Consider the following 16290-nt stretch of genomic DNA (forward strand, 5'->3'; position numbering starts at 1 on the left):
GGGAAAAACCGCCGATGCCGCCGTTCGCGGCCAGGCCGGCCGGCACGGAACAGGTCAGGATATTGCCAACCGGTATGGAGCAGGTGGTCGGCAAGGTGGGCGTGATCACCAGGCCCGCCAAATTGGCCGGCAAGGTATCGGTCAGGGTAATGGGCGCGGTGCTCACCCCGTCGCCGCTGTTCGTCACCACGACGCTCCAGCTCAGGGTCGCGCCGATATTCACGCTGGCATGGTCGACGGTTTTCTTCACCGCCACTTTCGGGCTGGTGATGGTGCTTGTCGTCTGGCACACGCTGGCCGAGCTGCAAGCCGGATTGTCCGGACCACTGGGCATGATGCGGTTCGACAGGCTGCCAGCGGCCGTGGCGTGGGCGGTAATGACGACCGTGCGGCTGCCGTTCAGGGCGGCCAGCTGGCCGGGGGCGACCGTACACGTCTGCGTGCTCGACGCCACCCAGCTTGCCAGCGGCGGGCACGTCACGCCCGGTGCGGCCACCACGTTCGTCACCACCAGGTTCGGCGGCAGCAAATCGGCGAGGCTGACGATGCCCTGGTTGGCAATATTGCCCGTATTGCTGGCCGTGATCGTCCAGACGATATTCTCGCCCACGTTGGCCGTGGCCTTGTCGGCCGTCTTGGTGACGCGCACGTTCGGTCCCGGCACCGTCACCGTGGCCGTGTTCGGATAATCGTTCGCCACCTCGGTGGACGTGGTGGCGATGGTGCTGGTCACCGAGGAAATATTGCTGCCCGGCTGGGTGTACGACAGGTTGAAACTGAACGTCTGTCCTGGCGCCAGGATCGCGGGCAAGCCCGTGAACGTGATGAGGCCGGTGCCCGCGTTGTAGCTGCCGCTCACGCCCGTGACCGACACGCCCGCCAGGCCCGTGGCCAGCTGCAAACTGTACGTCACGCCTTCGGCCGCGCCTGGTCCCAGGTTGGCATAGGTGACCACGCCAGCGATGACATCGCCCGCATTCGACGTGCCGGGGAAGCCGTTCAAGGTCGTGGTCACGTCGACCAGCGGCTTGCTGACGACGGTCGTCGTCTGGCAGGCGGCCGGCGTGACACAGCTTGCGCCATTGCCGCCCGACGGCAGCACGCTGTTGATGAAATTGCCTGCCGCCGTGGGGCTGGCGCTGATGCTCACCTGGGCGCTGGCGCCCGGCGCCAGGCCGGCCGGCACCGTGCAGGTCAAGGTATTGCCGGCCGGCACCGCGCAGGTGGCGGGCGCCGTCGGCGTGATGACGATGCTGGCCAGATTGGCGGGCAAGGTATCGCTCAGGGTCAACGCCGCCGTGGTGGCGCCCGTGCCGCTGTTAGCGGCGCTCAAGGTCCATTGCACGGTGTCGCCCACCGTGGCGGCCGTCTTGTCGACGGCTTTCTGCACGCGCACGAGGGGACTGACGACGCCCAGCGGCTCGCTGTCGACGTTATTCGCGGGGATGGGGTCCAGGGTGGTGCTGCCGGCCGTGGTGGTAATCGTCAGGCTGCCGCTGGCGGGCAGATTGAAGGTGACGCTGCAATTGATGCGCGAGCCGGGAACGAAGGGAGAGACGGGTGCGCTGCAGCTGGGCGTGGCGCCGGCCGGCAAGCCGCTCATGACGCAAGTGGGCGCGGCCGCGTTGTCGGGGCCGTTATTCGTGCACACGCCCGTGGCGGTGATGGGGCTGCCCGCATTGTAGGGGCCGGGCGGCACGGTGGTGACAGCCTGCATGTCCGCCTGCAGGCGGCGGTTGCTGATGGTACACGTGACGGGTGCTTCGGGCATGGTGAGGTTGCCCGCGTTGGCTGCGCCGCTGGAAATGACGGCGGCCGTGTCCGTGCGCACGCAGCTGTAGCTGCTCTGATACTGGGCCAGATCCGTAGCCGTGCCCGCGCTTTCCGCAAACGTCACGAGGTTGCCCACGCGCACCACGGCGCTGGCCGTGGCGCCGTTGCCGCCCTGCGCGCCAGCCGTGCCGTTGGCATTCATGATGAACAGGCCGCTGTCGCTGGCCGGTGCCAACACCTTCAGCACCGTCAAGGTATTCGTCCTGACCGCGGCCGTGGTGCTGCTGCTGTTGTTGCTGAGATCGCTATCCGTTTCGTTGGGCGAGACGGTCACGTTGGCCGTATTCACGATGCTGGCGGCGTCGCCCGGCGTGGCCGTGATCGTCACCGTCAGGTAGGAACCCGTGGTGGGGGCGCTGACGGCGGCGTTCACGGGCAAGTTACCCATGGTAATGCTGACGCTGTTGCTGCCCGAACCCGAGGTTTTCGTGCCGCAGGAAGCGCTGCCGCTGGCGGCGCACGTCCAGCTGACATTGCTCAAGCTGGCCGGCAGGACATCGCTGAAGGTGGCGCCAGCGCTGAGGGCCGGGCCGCGGTTCCAGACTTTCATGGTGTAGCTCAAGGGCTTGCCCACGGAAAACTGCGCCGGCCCCATCTTGCTGACGGCCAGGTCGGTCTTGCTATTCGTACAATCGGCATAGGAACTGGCCAGGCCGGGATCGCGCAATTGCGCAGCTGGAATAATTTCCGTCACATTGTCAGGACGCGTCCAGCGCATGTGCAAATAATTGATGCCGCCCACGTTATTCCACAGGACGCGGGCCAGATAACAGCCGCCGGGCGTGGCGCTATTGAAATTGCCGGCCAAATTCTGGAAATCCGTTTCATTATTCGAATATTCGGCAACGCTGCCCACGGCCACGTTGTAGACGGTATTGCGGTAATTGGTCGAATATTGGGTCGAGAAATCCACCTTTACGTCGTCATCGTGCGCCACGCTGAATTTGTAATTTCCCGCCTGTGGAAAAACCACCAGCGTGTACATCACGCGGCCCATGATCCAGGCCCGGCAGGCGGCCGACGTTTGTTGCGTATCGAGGTTGCATAATTGCGCGGGATTGGCGGCCGTGCCATTGGCCCAGTCCAGTTGTCCCGAGGTGCCCGTGCGCGCCGCGTTGGCGGCGGGATTGGCGGCCAGCGCGGCCAGACTGGCGAGCCGGCCCGTGCTGCCCGCGTTGAAGCCATTGTTGTAATTGGGTGTGGGCGGATTGGCCGGCACCCGCTCGATGCCGCGGTAATCCTCCCACAACACCTGTGCAGTAGCGGGCGCGGCGACGCCCAGCAGCAGGGAAACGAGCGCCAGCGGCGCAACATGACACTTGGAAAGATGGGGTAAGCGGACGCGGCCGACAATCGCGGCCAGCATCTCCATGTAGCGTCCGGCGAAAGAAAAAGCTGCATGGCGGCCGGAAAGGCCTGCCGTTTCCTGGAGTGTTTTGATCATGTTGTTCGCTAAGAAATGTACCGCTGCAGATGCAGACCAATATAAAAATGACATTTATTTGTCATGATTATATGAACAAGTAACAGTTCCAGAGTACGACAACAGTGGTTTTTTCGTTACCAACAAAGAAATTAAATTATCTCGTTGATATTTCGCAACACATTCATCACATTCATCAGGTAATTACGCTGACGCTCTATTTTCTATCGCATACTGATCAGCTGCACATCGCATTTAAATTATCATTTGCATAATCATGCGAAACTATCAAACACATAGTTTGTTTTTTAAAAGAAATTATTAATACTGATTATCAGCATTAATTTCAATACGCATTTTCATTTCATTGCCAAGGCGCCCTGCATTCCATCTTGCGCTGCAGCATATTCATTTTCCAGCGCCTGCTGTCAATACCAATTTCACTGCATTTACATCTATCGCCCTGCAAGAGATTGCATGCGGCACGATGCATTGGTCTTGCAAAAAACGGGGGAGCATGCGAAGCGGCTATCGCGCCGGCGCCCGGATCGCTTACTATCGCCCCATTGCGCCCTGCGCCACCATCCCTTTGCCAGAGGAGTCCTGATTGACGCCACACGCCTACCGCCGCACGCTGCTGGCCTGCGCCTGCGCCTTGCTCGCGGCCTGCACCCCGTTCGCGCCGCCGCCCGCCGCCACGCTCCCGGCCACGCCGGTAGCGGCGCCAGCCATGCCCGCGCCTGCATGGCAACAGCCAGGCGTGCAACTGCTGCACATCGCGCCCGACGAATCCCTGCTGACCATCACCGTGCGCCGCGGCGGCGCGCTGGCGCGGCTCGGGCACGACCACGTGGTGGCCAGCCAAACCCTGCAGGGCGTCGTGGCGCCCGCGCTGGGACGCGCGCAGTTCCGCTTCCGGCTCGACGAGATGAGTGTGGATGAAGCCGCATTACGCCAGGCGGCCGGCTTGACGACGACGCCGTCGGCCGACGCCATCGCCGGCACGCGCCACAACATGCTGGTGCGCGTGCTCGAGGCGGAACGCTATCCGTGGGTCAGCATCGCCGCGCGCCGCACGGGGAACAAGCAGGTGTTTGATGCCGACATCACCCTGCATGGCGTGATGCGCACGGTGCAGCTGCCGGTGCGCATCGAGGAAGCGGCCGATGGGCGCCGCCTGCAGGTCAGCGGCAGCCTGCTATTGAAACAGAGCGACTTCGGCATCGTGCCGTTCGCCGTCCTGGGCGGCGCCATGGCCGTGCAGGATCAGATGGAATTGGCGTTTCGCATTACCGCCCGGCAAGAACTCAGCGTGCCAGGATCAGGCGCAAACCCAGACCGATGAAGATGGTGCCGGCCACCCGGTCCAGCCACAGGCCGGCGCGCGGGCGGCGGTTCAGCCACAGGCCGACGGCGCCGGAAAAATAGCCGAGCAGGCCGAACAGCACGCACGCCTGCGCCGTGAAGACCAGGCCCAGCTGCGCCGTCTGCCAGCTGGCATTGCCCTGGCCCGCGACGATGAACTGCGGCAGGAACGAGAGGAAAAACAGCACGACTTTCGGATTGATACTGTTGGCAAACAAACCCTTGCCGAACAGGCGCAACAAGGATTCGTCGGGCAAGGCCGCCGCGCCATCGACTCTGGCGCCGCCACGGCTGCGCAAGGCGCCGATGCCCAGCCACACAAGATACAGCCCGCCGGCCACTTTCAGCATGGTAAATGCCGTGGGCGAGGCGGCCAGCAGGGCCGACACGCCGATGGTCGCCAGCACCGTGTGCGTGAGGCAGCCAAGGGCGCAGCCCAGGCCGAAGGCCATGCCCTGGCGGCGCCCGCGTGACATGCCCACGCCCAGCACCATCAGGTTGTCGGGGCCGGGACTGGCGGTGATCAACACGGCGGCGGCCAGGAAGGCCAGGAACTGGTCGGGACTGAGCATGAATATCTCGCGGGCAAAGGCGCCATGATACCGGAGCGGGCGCCATGCGGGCAGGACATGAAATTGCCCGTGTGTCACCGAGAGTCGATTAAAATGGGCATTCAATAGCAAACGGCGTTGCCGCCCATTCCCGCGCGATCATCACCAATCCCATCAATGCCAGCCCACCCGCCCCCATTCCGCCACCGCGCTTCCAGCTCCCGCGTCAGCGCCTGGCTATGCGGCTGGCTGCTTCTGTTCAGCCTGCTGAGCATGATGGGCGCGGCGCAGGCAGGCCCACTCCCCATGGACAAGCAAGGCATCCATCACCTGGGCGATGGCGGGCAACTATTTTTTGCCGAGAATGAAGCGGCGCCGGCCGATGCCGCCGCCCTGCCCGCCTGGCTGGCGCGCCAGCGTCCGGCCGACCAGGTCGACCTGTTCGGCGGCGCCTACTGGCTGCATGCGCAAGTGCGCAACGACAGCGGCGAAGCGGCCTGGGTCATCGACCCGAACGACACCCTGATCGACCTGGTCGATATACACGTATATGGCCCCGGGCCGTACACGGCGCCGCAGACCTTGCTGACAGGCTACCAGCGTCCGCACGAGTACTTATTGCATTACGGAAAAAATGTGCAACTGGCGCCGGGCGCCACGTATGACATCCTGATCCGCTTTTCCAGCCCCTATTACGCGCGCGCGCCCATGTTCGGCGTGAAGACGCAGCGGGATTACCGCAAGCTGGTGGGCAAGGAAAACTTCCTGATGGTCGCGTCCATCGGCGCCCTGCTGGCGCTGGGCCTGTTCAATTTCTTCATCTTTTCCATCACTCTGGAAAAAGCCTCGGCCTATTACGCGCTGTACGTGCTGACGTACGGCCTGGCGTGGGCCATGACTTTCCACGTCTTTGCCGACCTGTTCGACTGGCACATGCTGCAGCTGCACTACGTGCCGTTTTTCCTGCTGCCCGTCTTCAGCACCCTGTTCTACATGCATTTCCTGCGCCTGCGCGACTACTCGCCCCGGCTGCACAGCATCAGCAAGGTCAACCTGGTGCTGCCCTTGCTGCTGCTGCCGAGCTGCTTCTTCGCCCTGTCGTATGCGCATACCCTGGCCACCATCGCCATCAGCATCTGGATGCTGATGGCGCTCATCTGCGGCATCGTCGTCTGGCGCCGCGGCTACCAGCCGGCGCGCTTCTTCGTGCTGGCCTTCGTCGCCCTGATGCTGCCCGGCTTTCTGATCCTGCCCGCCAACCTGGGCCTGATGCCGGCCATGGTGGCCAACGCCCAGCTGGTGACCTTGCTGGGCGGCACCTTCGATGGCTTGCTGCTGGCCTTTGCCCTGGCCGACCAGATCCGATTGCTGCGCAACAACCTGGAACAGCGCGTGCAGGAACGCACCCTGGCGCTCACCCTCAGCAACGACGCCCTGTTGAAGGCCAAGGAACACGCGGAAGTGGTCAGCCGCCACCGCATCGATTTCCTGTCCGCCATGAGCCACGACATCCGCACGCCGCTGGCCGGCGTGATCGGCATGCTGAAATTCGCCCTGCGCGACCAGTCCGTACGCGGCCGCACGCAGGAATACCTGCGCATCGGCCTGCACAATGGCGTGTCGCTCCTGACCATCCTCAACGACATCCTCGATTTCTCGAAGATCGACGCGGGCAAGCTGACCCTGGAAACGGTGGACTTCGACTTGCTGGCGCTGATCGGCGACGCGGCCGGCATCGTGCAGGGCCAGGCCGACGCCAAGAGCCTGCTGCTGCGTCGCGAACTGGCGCTGGACTTGCCGCGCTACGTGCGCGCCGACCCCACGCGGCTGCGGCAAATCCTCATCAACCTGCTGGGGAATGCGCTGAAATTCACGGCCAATGGCGAAGTGCTGCTGGAAGTGCGGCGCGCCCGCACGCCGCCGCGCCAGGATGGCCGCAGCGCCATCGAATTCATCATCAGCGATACAGGCCCCGGCATCGACGCGGACACCTTGCCGCGCCTGTTCCAGAAATTCGAGCAGGCCGACCATTCCACCACGCGCCGCTACGGCGGCACGGGCCTGGGCCTGGCCATCTGCAAGGAACTGGTCGAACTGATGAAAGGCACGATCGGCGTGGAAAGCCGGGTCGGCATCGGCTCGCGCTTCCATTTCACCTTGCCGCTGGAAGACGGCAGCGCTCCCGCGGCCGATGCGCGCCGGCCCGCACGCCACGCGCGCCACGCCTGCCGCCTGCGCATCCTGTGCGCCGAAGACGTGCGCACCAACCAGATCATCATCGGCACCCTGCTCGAAGGCATGGGGCATGAGGTGACCATCGTGGAAAACGGCGAACAGGCGCTGCGCGCGCTGGGCTCCGGCGCCTACGATTGCGTGCTGATGGATGGCCGCATGCCGGAGATGGATGGCGAACAGGCCGCGCGCCTGATCCGCGCGGGGGGCAACGCGCAATTCCCCATTGCCGACGCGCAGATTCCCATCCTTGCGCTGACGGCCAACGCCAGCGAACATGACCGGCAGCGCTACCTGGCGGCCGGCATGGACGACTTCCTCAGCAAGCCCGTCGACGAAGCGCTGCTGTTCGAAAAAATCGACGCCATCATCGACCTGCTGCTGGCGCGCGGCCACGCGCTGCCGCCTGCCGTACCCACCGAGGACGATACCCTGGCGCGCCAGTTCGGCCTGGACGCCGCCGACGACGAGCCGCCCGCGCCGGCCGATCCCATGACGGCGCCCGTCCACATCCTGCCGCTGGCGGGCCTGTCGCCGCAGCACTTGCAGCGCATCGCGCAAGCGTTCCTGACGGAAGCGCCACGGCGCCTGGACCTGGCTTGCCACGCCGTGCGCGATGGCAACGCCAGCGCCGCGGCAGCAGCCTTCCACGCCTTGAAAGGCAGCGCCGGCTACCTGAGCCGCCCCACCCTGCACGGCCTGTGCCACCAGATGGAAACCCTGGCCTCGAACGGCCAGCTCGATAACGTGGAACAGTTCCTGCCGCAGCTGCAAGAGGCGCTCGATGCGGCGCGGCGGGACCTGGAAGCTCAGCCCGCAGGCTGAGGCATCCAGCCATGCGCTTGTAGCCACGCCAGCAACAGCCGTGGCCACGCGGCCGGTTCGCTGCCCGGCTTGCCCAATCCCCATCCATGTCCTCCGCTCTGGAACTGGTGCAGTTCGACGGGCACGCCCGCGCGGCGCAGGGCGGCCGCCATCAATGTACTGTTTTCGGGCGGTGAAATCGGGTCGTCGAGGGCCTGCGCGATGAAGGCGGGCGGCGTGCGCGCATCGACGTGCAATTCCACCGACAGCGCATCGCGCGCCGCCCGCGCGGGATGGGCGCCCAGCAGCTCTTTCTTCGCATGCGTCGTGTCAAATGGCCGCTGCATGGTCAGCACGGGATACAGCAGCACGACGAAATCGGGCCGCGCGGAGACGCTATCCATCGCATCGACGGGCGCATAGCGGGCGGCGTCCGGCTGGACGGCCGTCATGCCGGCCAGGTGCGCGCCGGCGGAAAAACCCAGCATGCCGATGCGCGCCGGGTCGATGCCCCATTCGGCCGCGTGCGCACGGATCACGCGCATGGCGCGCTGGCCATCCTGGAATGGCGCGGCCACCCCGCCGCCTTCCTGCGGCAAGCGGTACACGAGTTCAAACGCCGTGACGCCCTGCGTTTGCAGCCAGCTGGCGGCGGGGCCGCTCTCCTTGCCCGCCTCGATATGCGCATAGCCGCCGCCGCTGACCAGGAGAATGGCGATACCGTTCGGCTGCGCCGGGCGGTGCGCGATCAGATACGGTTGCTCGACCTGCGTGATGGAGCCCTTGGCGCTGTCGCGCTGCGGGCCCGGCGCCGCGCCACCGGGCGGCGCGCCGGGCCACAGCACAATCGCGCCGGACGGCGCCGCGCCCGCGTGCAGGTGAAACAGGACTAGACACGACAGCATCAGGTGTCGCATGCCTAGAAATCCTTCTCGCCCTGGATCACGGCCGGATAGCCCGTCATGGCGCGCGACGTTTGCATGCCGGCCATCACGGCCGCCTCGACGCAGCCCGCGTTGAGGCCCGTCCTGATCCAGTCGCCCGTGAGGAACAGGTTGCTGAACCCTGACTGGTCGGTGGCCAGCCGGTACTGCGTGCTGCCCACCACCGACATCACGTAGCGCTCGGACGGGTCGACGTTGGCGCGCCAGTACTGGCTGTCGAAGCGCGCCGGTCCCGCAGCTTCCTTCGCATCGACCAGCCATTGCCACGGAAACGCACCCGGCGCGCCCGCCTCGGACCACAGCGCGCCGATCTCGCGCTCGAGCTGGTGCAGCGCGCCCTGCTTCGCCCTGGCCGCGCAGCGGGAGGGAAAGTCCGTGTCGGTGACGGGCGGGTAGCTGTCGACGGGGAAGGCGCTGCAAAAGTACGAGACGTTTTTCGGCTCCAGTCCCGCCGGCCAGTCTTCGTGCGCCAAGAGTTGGTCCATCGGCGCCCACGTGTCGTACGGCTCCGTAAAGGCCGACAGCACCGGCTGCTGGCCTTTCGGCTGCGTGGTCCAGCCCATCTGCGCCAGATTCTTGTTGAGCCACACCTGGTAAGCCTGCGTGGCCACGGTTTTCACCTTGTCGGCCGCCAGCTGCAGGGCCGGGCTTTGTGCCAGCAGCTGCGGGCACAGCGCTTGCAGCGAGCCGATGGAAATGCCGAACACCACCTTGTCGAAGTCGACGCCCTTCTTCAATACCGTGGCGGGCAGCGCGCGGCCGAACGCCTGCCGGTATTGCTGCGGCCAGGCGCTCCAGTACGATTCCAGATTGACTTCCTGCGCCTGCAGCAGCGTCGCCTGGGCCGGTTCGATCTGCGCGTAGTCGGGCGCGCTGGGCCAGCAGGCGAGGCCCTTGACGTCCACCAGCGGCGCGTAGCCGGCGACGGGGTCCTTCAATTGCACCTGCTGCGTGATGCGGATGCTGTCGATGTCGCCCGCGCCCGGCACGAGTTCTTCCACGCGCTGGAAGAATTTGAATTCCACGCCCCTTTTCTTCAGCACTTCGTACATCGGCGTAAAGATGGTGTCGCCCATGCCGGCCTGCATCTTGAACATGATGCCGCCCTTGTAGGCCAGGCCGATGCGCGCCATCGAGCGCAAGAGCGTCCCCGCCTCGATGTTCGGCCTGGAAAAATCGCCGCCTTCGTAGGCAAACACCAGATCGTAAAAGCCGCGCACGGGCGCCGAGTTGACGCTGAACTGCTCGTCCCCGCCATGTTTTCTCAGCCAGGCACGGAAATCGATATCGTTGATGACGTCAAAGCCGTTCTTGAACACGCCATCCTCGAACATGCCTTTCATGACCGTGATACCCAGGTCCAGGCAGGTGAACAGGCGGCGCAATTCATCGTCGCCATCGATCAGGGCCCGGTAGCGCAGGCGCAGCCACGCGCGGATGCCGTTCAGGGTGCTGGCCAGCAACTGATGGCGGGCCTGGTCGTGGCGCGTGGAGTCGGGCGCCAGGTCGGCCACCAGCGCCACCAGCGCGCCGACGGACAAGCCCACGTCCAGCCCCAGTTCATCGGCTTGCCCCACCACCTCGTCGGCCAGGCGGCGCAGCCAGCCCGGCCACACGCCCTCTCCCTGCGATGCGCTGGCGCGCACGATGCGCGCGTCGGCATCGGCCACTTGCCGGATCTGGCGTATCCACTGCTCGATCCAGCCCACCATGGCGATGGCCATCTGCCACAGGGTGATGTCTTCACCGCCCTCGCCCGGCTCGCCCGGCAAGGTGGGAAAGACGATGGACCAGTTGCGCCACTCTCCCTTGACGTCTTCCGACAGAGCCACGTAATCGTGCTGCTTGAAGGCGTCGCGCCAGGTGGCCAGCGGCGCGCCGGGCGGGCGCTCCAGGCTCGCATACGCTTCCTTGATCATTTTGAAAGCGTTCGCATAAAAGCCGAACCAGATGTGCAAGCCGTGTTCCTCGATGCGCTGGCCCGCTTGCGCATTGCGCCCGCTGGCGCCCTTGCCGCCCAGGCGCCAGCCCAGCTGGTAGACGGTGATGGCGTGCCGGTTTTGCCAGCCCGGCTGGTTCGTCAAATAATACGCGGTGGTCATGGCCGCCACCCCGCCGCCGAGAATGGCGATCTTTTCCGGCGCGATGCGGGAATTGTCGACCAGCTCCTCGCCCGGCATGGCCGTGAAATCGAAGTTCACATTGAAGGGCAAGATGGCCGTTTGCGGTCCCAGCTGCAAGCCCAGGGTCTGGTCCAGCGGGAAACTGTCAAATGCATGCACCGTGCACTCGTAGTCATAGCCGAGCAGGCGCGCGCTGTGCAGGCGGTTGATCTCGGCCGGCGCGGCCACGAGGGCCTGGTACACGGCTTTCACGCCCGCACTGTCGGGGAATTGCTTGAGGAAAATCTGGTCGATGCGCGGATTGCGCAGCAAGGACAGAATATCGGCCCAGCCGGCCTGGTCCATGTCGAAGAAATCGGGGATGGAGAGAAAAATCTGGAACGCCTGCTCGATGAGCTCCAGGAAACTGTTGACGGGTTTGTGCGGCCCCGTCTGCACGGTGGCGTTGACTTCCAGCAGCGGGTGCAGGGCCAGTTTCGTTTCCGGCGAAAAATGCTGGAAGCCCTTCGCGGCGACGGAGCAGCGCAGCGGCTCGCTGCCGGCGGCGGGAATCTCGTAGTCGCACAGGTATTTCGGATAACCGAACAGTTCGCGCCCGTTGATCAGGGCCATCGCGTCATCGACGAAAATATGGCACGGGTACCAATAGATATGCGCGAGCTTACCCGCGTCATCCATCTGCCCCACCATGATCCAGGTGACGATGTCGACTTCCGTGATCCAGCCCTTGGCCTGGTCGACGGGATTGGCGGAGTCCGCATGGTTGACACGCGTAAACGTCAGCATCACATACGGCGACAGGGCTTTCAGGGTCATCTTGCTGCCCGCCACCTGGTTCAAGGTGGTATTCACGGTGGCCTGCAGCTTGGCCAGATCACCCTTGACGAAATAGCCGTACATTTCCGACTGTTTCAATTGCAGCGGCGAGTGCATCATCACCGAACCGCGCTGATAGATATACGAAGGTCTTGCCGAAGGTTGCGCCGTCATTGCCCTGCCCCTGTGAAGTTTCAGAAAAACAAGATTGCTACAGTGTATTTTAGAAACAGCAATGAATGATATGAAATAAATTAAAGGATTTTCCAAGATGCATAGCGTAGGCTTGCGCACGGCAGCCGGGGCAAGCCCATGCCATCGGGTGTAGGATGAAACATCTTGAGCGTTCCGAGCACCATGCCATGGCAATGATTACCACCGACTACGTTTCTACTTATTCAGGCAACCGTTTTTATCCCTTGCGCCCGCATATCGACAAGGTCGCCATCGAGGACATCGCCCACGGCCTCGCCTACCAGTGCCGCTTCAATGGACAGACGCAAGTGTTTTACTCGGTTGCCCAGCACAGCCTGATCGTCGCCGAACTGGTGCCGCCCCATTTGCGCCTGGCCGCCCTGCTGCACGACGCGGCGGAAGCCTACCTGGGCGACATGGTAAAACCCTTGAAAGTGTTGCTGCCGGAATTTGCCGTGCTGGAAGACAAGGTCAGCGCCATCATCGCCACCACGTATGGGTTGGATTTTTCCGATTACGCGCCCATCAAGCGGGCCGACCTGATCGCGCTGGCGACGGAAAAGCGCGACCTGATGCCGCACTCGGCCGAACGCTGGGCTTACCTTGACGGCATCGCCCCCTTGCCCGGTATAATCGAAGCCATGGGCCCGGCCGAAGCCAAGCAGCGCTTCCTGCATGCCTTTGCCCAGCTGAGCGGACTTGGACTTGCCGCATGAATGCTACGACCTTGCCTCACCAACGGGCGCTAAGCCCCGGTTTTTGCATGGCTTTTTTAGATATCCACAGCAACTGTGGATAAAGTTGTTGATAAGCCCCTCTTGACAAGCCGCAACACCAGTATTGATGCGGGTTTCAACAATTTGCTGATTTCACAGGCAATTTTTTACCCCAATGAAATCAATGACTTGCAATCATGAATTTGCACTAGAGCAAAGTTACTTCACCACCATGAAAATATATTTTGCTGTGCATAAGCGCTCCTGGCGCCAGGTAGCCTTGTCTGAACAGCATTGTTTTGACAAACCCCGCAGACTGGCATAGTGTGGAATAGCGCGCACGATCAATGGTGGATAAACGCATGAACATGGATAGCGACAGCGCCGCCAAGGGGGCGGGCGAACCGGACTGGCTGGTCGACGAACCGCTGGAACGGACAGACGCGGCGGCAGAGCCTGCCACCGCGACGCCATGGCGCGTGCTGATCGTCGATGACGATGTCGACGTGCACGTGGTGACCAAGTTCGCCCTCAGCCAGGCCAGCTTCCAGGGTCGCAGGCTGAGCTTTTTGCACGCGTATTCGGGCGCCGAGGCGCTGGCCTTGCTGCGCAGCACACCCGATATCGCCGTCGTGTTGCTCGATGTGATCATGGAGACTCAGGATGCCGGGCTGCAAGTGGCGCGCCAGATCCGCGAAGATCTGCACAATACCGCCGTGCGCATCATCCTGCGCACGGGCCAGCCCGGCCAGGCGCTGGAGCACCGCATCATCATCGACTACGACATCAACGATTTCTGGTGCAAGACGGACCTGACCACGCGCAAGTTGTTTACCACCGTGATCGCCTCGCTGCGCACCTACGCCACCTTGCGCGAAGCGGAGCAACAAGTCGCCGAGCTCGCCGCAGCCCTGGCCCAGTGCGGCAACACGCCGGCGGCGCCGGCCGGCGGTACCCCCTGAACCCGGCCGCTACTTTCAGTCATAAAAACAAGAGCACTGGATAAGCATACAGGCTTGTGGAATGCCCCATTTTGGCCCATTTTGCCGGCCCATCGCATGTGCCGAGCAGCCCCAATTTCCTAAGTGGCGGATTGTTAAGCCCTTTTTCAGATATCCACACGGACTGTGGATATCTTTGTGGATAAGGCCCTATTGACAGCCCTCAAAGCCACAGCCCGTGCGGCTTTCAATAAACTGCTCAATCAAACAGCAAAAATAAAATCCATTAAAATCAAGCACTTGGAAACTCACACATAATCACAAGAAAATTATTTCGCCAATTTCGTTAACCCATCATTTGTGCATAACTGAGCCGTAATGATCAATCCGACAACACCGGGCTCACGCTGCCGGCAACACAGTTGCCGTGCGGATACTCAATGCACGGTCTGGCGGCGCTGCTCCGGATGCAGCAGCACGCGCTCGATCAGTTCGGGGGCGACATTGTATGACTTCAGGTATTCGAGCGCGCACAAGGTGCTGAAGGCTGCCTGCACGGCGATGCCCAGGTTGACGATATCGCACATCTTCTGGTCCACGCGAGCATGGCGCACCACAGGTATGACGGGCATGTGCAAGGTTTCTTGGGAATTAGGCATGATGAATGACTCCTGCGGAAGGTAGACATGGCGGGAAGCGGCAGCGGAGAGCGGAGCCGGGATGGCAGCGTGGAAGAGTAACAGCGAAAGTATTGCCGAAAAACGCGCGATGTCAATGCCAGCCAGTTATTCCCATGCAGTTTTTTTCTGATACACAAGGCCGCACGTCTAAGGCAGATCAAACGCAGCGCCTGTCGCCAACCTAATATGGACTTGCTGTCAACACGCGGCGTTCGCACTGCATGGACGAGGAGACACGACATGAATACAACACCCGATCCAGCCAAAAATCCCGGCGACATCGCCCCTTCCGGCACCCCCGGCACCGGTGAAAACGTCTGCACGCATTGCCAGGGCCGGGGCACTAGGGCGGATGGCCAGCCCTGTCCCATGTGCGGGGGCACGGGCGTGGTTATCGCCGGCATCGGCGGGGGCTGAGCCATGCCTGGACAAGGGCATGGGAAAGAAGTACGGACATAAGCATGGACAAGGCGAAGCAGGCACAGCGATAATCAGCCATGCCCGCACCTTCCACCCTTCCTCCCGACCTGCCCCGCCCGCAACCGACTTCGCTTGCCGACCTGTTCTTCTCGTTCACCTGGCTGGCCCTGCAAGGCTTTGGCGGCGTGCTGGCCGTGATCCAGCGTGAGATGGTCGAGCGCAAGCGCTGGCTGACGCAGGAAGAATTCCTGGAAGACTGGGCCGTGGCGCAAATCATGCCCGGGCCGAATGTCGTCAACCTGTCGCTGATGGTGGGCGGGCGCTATTTCGGCTTGAAGGGCGCGCTGACGGCGCTGGCCGGCATGCTGGCCGCGCCCCTCGTCATCGTGCTCGTGCTGGGCGTGCTGTACACGCGCTTTGGCGACAACCCGCAGATGGCGGGCGCCCTGCGCGGCATGGCGGCCGTCTCGGCCGGCATGATCGCCGCCACGGGCGTGAAACTGGCGACCGCGCTGACCAAGCATCCGCTGCCCTTGTGGCTGACCTTGTCCATCACCGTGCTGGGCGTGCTGATGGTGGCGATCTTCCGCTGGCCCCTGCTGTACATCCTGCTGGGCCTGGGCGGCATCGGCTGCCTGCTCACCTATCGAAAGCTGTCCACATGAATCCGCCCTTGCAACTGGTGTTGAGCACGGGCGACTGGCTGAACCTGTTCGGCCACTACCTGATGCTGTCGCTGATGTCGATCGGCGGCGCCATTTCCACCACCTCCGAAATGCACCGTTTCCTCGTCGAGCAGCACGGCTGGCTGACGCAGGCGCAATTCAATGAATCGATCGCCATCGCCCAGGCCGCGCCCGGCCCGAACGTGCTGTTCGTTGCCCTGATGGGCTGGAACGTGGGCATGAACGCGGGCAGCTACACGGCCGCCTACCTGGGCGTGTTCATCACCATGGTGGGCATCATGCTGCCCAGCACCACCCTGACCTACGTGGCGGCCCAGTGGGGCTACCGCAACCGCGACCTGCTCCCCGTGCGCGCCTTCAAGCAAGGCATGGCGCCCATCGTCGTCGCCCTCCTGATTTCCACGGGCATGATTTTGGGCGGCGCCAACCATGACATCCGCACCGACTGGCCCCTGTGGAGCTTGTCCATCGTGGCCGGCCTGATCATCTGGCGCACGAAGATCCATTTATTGTGGCTGCTGGCGGCAGGGGCCGTGCTGGGCTGGTTCCAGCTCGTCTGAC

The 16290-nt window shown here is 63.4% G+C and carries 12 protein-coding genes; 7 read left to right on the forward strand and 5 right to left on the reverse strand.

Translation table 11 applies throughout. The features are described 5' to 3' along the window. The coding region (locus tag ASN89_RS00005) for a DUF11 domain-containing protein (RefSeq protein ID WP_161911721.1) at positions 1 to 3277 on the reverse strand (3277 nt) is incomplete at its 3' end. A gap of 586 nt (positions 3278 to 3863) precedes the next feature. Here ASN89_RS00005 and ASN89_RS00010 point away from each other — a divergent pair. Next, positions 3864 to 4601 carry a YceI family protein gene (locus ASN89_RS00010; RefSeq protein WP_058047824.1) on the forward strand — a complete coding sequence of 246 codons (738 nt, stop codon included), beginning with the start codon at positions 3864 to 3866 and terminating at the stop codon, positions 4599 to 4601. Here the strand turns inward: ASN89_RS00010 and ASN89_RS00015 are convergent. Beyond that, entirely contained in the window at positions 4564 to 5193 is a 630-nt protein-coding gene (locus tag ASN89_RS00015) for a LysE family translocator (RefSeq protein WP_046684015.1), read from the reverse strand. The two genes, ASN89_RS00010 and ASN89_RS00015, sit on opposite strands and share 38 nt — an antisense overlap. 156 nt (positions 5194 to 5349) lie before the next feature. On the opposite strand from ASN89_RS00015, the gene ASN89_RS00020 reads away from it, so the two are divergent. Next, positions 5350 to 8229, forward strand: coding sequence for a hybrid sensor histidine kinase/response regulator (locus tag ASN89_RS00020; RefSeq protein ID WP_235501811.1), 2880 nt, complete (start codon positions 5350 to 5352; stop codon positions 8227 to 8229). Here ASN89_RS00020 and ASN89_RS00025 read toward each other — a convergent pair. After that, entirely contained in the window at positions 8214 to 9125 is a 912-nt protein-coding gene (locus ASN89_RS00025; protein WP_058047826.1) for an alpha/beta hydrolase, read from the reverse strand. The genes ASN89_RS00020 and ASN89_RS00025 overlap by 16 nt on opposite strands. 2 nt (positions 9126 to 9127) lie before the next feature. After that, the gene (locus ASN89_RS00030; protein ID WP_058047827.1) at positions 9128 to 12265 is read right to left on the reverse strand and encodes an NAD(P)-binding protein; all 3138 of its coding nucleotides are present in this window, start codon (positions 12263 to 12265) and stop codon (positions 9128 to 9130) included. A 188-nt stretch (positions 12266 to 12453) separates the two neighbouring features. Between ASN89_RS00030 and ASN89_RS00035 the strand changes: the two genes are divergently transcribed. Continuing rightward, positions 12454 to 13002 carry a phosphohydrolase gene (locus ASN89_RS00035; protein ID WP_052755761.1) on the forward strand — a complete coding sequence of 183 codons (549 nt, stop codon included), beginning with the start codon at positions 12454 to 12456 and terminating at the stop codon, positions 13000 to 13002. A gap of 362 nt (positions 13003 to 13364) precedes the next feature. Beyond that, positions 13365 to 13964: a two-component system response regulator gene (locus tag ASN89_RS00040; protein ID WP_235501812.1), complete on the forward strand. Its 600-nt coding sequence runs from the start codon at positions 13365 to 13367 to the stop codon at positions 13962 to 13964. A gap of 416 nt (positions 13965 to 14380) precedes the next feature. On the opposite strand, the gene ASN89_RS00045 is transcribed toward ASN89_RS00040, so the two are convergent. Further along, positions 14381 to 14602, reverse strand: coding sequence for a hypothetical protein (locus tag ASN89_RS00045; RefSeq protein ID WP_046684013.1), 222 nt, complete (start codon positions 14600 to 14602; stop codon positions 14381 to 14383). A gap of 261 nt (positions 14603 to 14863) precedes the next feature. On the opposite strand from ASN89_RS00045, the gene ASN89_RS29235 reads away from it, so the two are divergent. The 3 genes from ASN89_RS29235 to ASN89_RS00055 all read left to right on the forward strand — a co-directional run bounded on the left by ASN89_RS29235 (position 14864) and on the right by ASN89_RS00055 (position 16289). Beyond that, on the forward strand, positions 14864 to 15040 hold the full coding sequence (locus ASN89_RS29235; protein WP_200968925.1) for a hypothetical protein: 177 nt from the start codon (positions 14864 to 14866) through the stop codon (positions 15038 to 15040). 80 nt (positions 15041 to 15120) lie between these two features. Next, a complete protein-coding gene (locus ASN89_RS00050) occupies positions 15121 to 15708 on the forward strand; it encodes a chromate transporter (RefSeq protein ID WP_058047828.1) in 588 nt (195 codons plus the stop codon). After that, complete coding sequence (locus ASN89_RS00055; RefSeq protein ID WP_035820135.1) at positions 15705 to 16289, forward strand: chromate transporter; 585 nt, start codon at positions 15705 to 15707, stop codon at positions 16287 to 16289. The genes ASN89_RS00050 and ASN89_RS00055 overlap by 4 nt, the downstream gene beginning before the upstream one ends. Position 16290: the final 1 nt, after the last annotated feature.

The sequence above is a fragment of the Janthinobacterium sp. Ant5-2-1 genome (assembly GCF_001445815.1).
Lineage (GTDB): Bacteria > Pseudomonadota > Gammaproteobacteria > Burkholderiales > Burkholderiaceae_D > Janthinobacterium > Janthinobacterium lividum_E.

Coding starts and splice junctions, on each gene's coding strand:
- ASN89_RS00055 (WP_035820135.1), top strand. CDS start 15,705: ATGAATCCGCCCTTGCAACTGGTGTTGAGCACGGGCGACTGGCTGAAC.
- ASN89_RS00025 (WP_058047826.1), bottom strand. CDS start 9,125: ATGCGACACCTGATGCTGTCGTGTCTAGTCCTGTTTCACCTGCACGCG.
- ASN89_RS00045 (WP_046684013.1), bottom strand. CDS start 14,602: ATGCCTAATTCCCAAGAAACCTTGCACATGCCCGTCATACCTGTGGTG.
- ASN89_RS00035 (WP_052755761.1), top strand. CDS start 12,454: ATGGCAATGATTACCACCGACTACGTTTCTACTTATTCAGGCAACCGT.
- ASN89_RS00020 (WP_235501811.1), top strand. CDS start 5,350: ATGCCAGCCCACCCGCCCCCATTCCGCCACCGCGCTTCCAGCTCCCGC.
- ASN89_RS00050 (WP_058047828.1), top strand. CDS start 15,121: ATGCCCGCACCTTCCACCCTTCCTCCCGACCTGCCCCGCCCGCAACCG.
- ASN89_RS00040 (WP_235501812.1), top strand. CDS start 13,365: ATGAACATGGATAGCGACAGCGCCGCCAAGGGGGCGGGCGAACCGGAC.
- ASN89_RS00015 (WP_046684015.1), bottom strand. CDS start 5,193: ATGCTCAGTCCCGACCAGTTCCTGGCCTTCCTGGCCGCCGCCGTGTTG.
- ASN89_RS00030 (WP_058047827.1), bottom strand. CDS start 12,265: ATGACGGCGCAACCTTCGGCAAGACCTTCGTATATCTATCAGCGCGGT.
- ASN89_RS29235 (WP_200968925.1), top strand. CDS start 14,864: ATGAATACAACACCCGATCCAGCCAAAAATCCCGGCGACATCGCCCCT.